Below are 1072 nucleotides of genomic sequence, written 5' to 3' on the forward strand. Positions count from 1 at the left end.
CCCCCAAACCCCCCGCGCATTAGTTTTTTGGTGGGATGCTTACACGCAGCTGCTGATACATTTGTAATTATTTTAAGAGTCACTGATCATTGCTGATTGTCGGTATTTCTGCAAATGTGAGATGCACCCAAAGGCAGTTTACTGTTTACTGATCACTGATTACTGTTTACTGATCACTGAAAAGAGTTTTCTCAGGGTTTCCACTCGTTCTCGATTGACATTTAAATCCGATTCTCCTAACCGGGAGGCCGAGCGAACATCGATCGCATTTTTGTTAGGATTAAGAGAAAATTCCAGATCATCGACAAATCCCATCCATTGACTGCTAAATTCGGCGTAGAGATATTTACTATCTTGGTTAATAATTTTAGTTCTCGGTTGGGAAGCGATAATTTTAGCTAATTGCTCGATCGCTTTTTCCCCGCTACCCTGATAACTAAGGGGTTCGATCGAATGAGCCGGATCCTGACTCTGACTACTAACACAATTAGGAGTGACTGGACAAGGGGCCAGTTTACCTTCCCTGACTCCCAAATAATCGGGACGAGTACCAGCGAATAAACTGACGCTATCGGGAGCAATTAACCTAATTCCTAGCCAGATGAGCAGTATTCCCAGGAAAATAAACGGGGTTAGCCGGAAAGATTTTTTCACCGTGTCGGAAGTTTCAGTCATGCTAGTCTTACAGAATCACTTCAATTAACTTAACATTGATAGGTGTGACAATATCAGGAGATAGAATAAGATGTTTCTCGATGAATTACAACCCGTTGTTAAAGAACTGATTCAACAACCGATCGCTTTTTTCGGTGGTTTTGCCTCTGGATTACTGCGCTTGAAACTTTCGGACGATCCCCTCAAAAAATGGTTAGAACAGCAGGGATTAGTCAGTTTTAACGACAATAATCAGGATAACGGCAACGGCCCCCAGTCGATCTCGATCGATTAGGGATCAGGGGTTAGCTGTTGGGGGTGAGGGTATTCTCCCATCCCCAAAACCCCCCGCTTACCACCCCATCAGCTTAACTTGTTGCTGAAAGTAGATAAATTTCCTCGGCTACTCGTTTTAAGG

General features: G+C 43.6%; 2 protein-coding genes. One reads left to right on the top strand and one right to left on the bottom strand.

Going from position 1 to position 1072, the window contains the following annotated elements; genetic code table 11:
- Nucleotides 1-159: 159 nt before the first annotated feature.
- Entirely contained in the window at nucleotides 160-675 is a 516-nt protein-coding gene (locus IQ242_RS25515) for a DUF1499 domain-containing protein (protein WP_193961870.1), read from the bottom strand.
- 70 nt (nucleotides 676-745) lie between these two features.
- On the opposite strand from IQ242_RS25515, the gene IQ242_RS25520 reads away from it, so the two are divergent.
- Nucleotides 746-949: a hypothetical protein gene (locus IQ242_RS25520; protein WP_002762986.1), complete on the top strand. Its 204-nt coding sequence runs from the start codon at nucleotides 746-748 to the stop codon at nucleotides 947-949.
- The last annotated feature ends 123 nt before the right edge of the window (nucleotides 950-1072 follow it).

Origin of the sequence: Microcystis sp. LEGE 08355, from assembly GCF_015207185.1 — a bacterium.
GTDB classification, from domain to species: Bacteria; Cyanobacteriota; Cyanobacteriia; order Cyanobacteriales; family Microcystaceae; genus Microcystis; species Microcystis panniformis.

What these genes read in the sequence shown, in the direction of transcription:
- IQ242_RS25520 (WP_002762986.1), top strand. Translation starts at nt 746, where the DNA reads ATGTTTCTCGATGAATTACAACCCGTTGTTAAAGAACTGATTCAACAA.
- IQ242_RS25515 (WP_193961870.1), bottom strand. Translation starts at nt 675, where the DNA reads ATGACTGAAACTTCCGACACGGTGAAAAAATCTTTCCGGCTAACCCCG.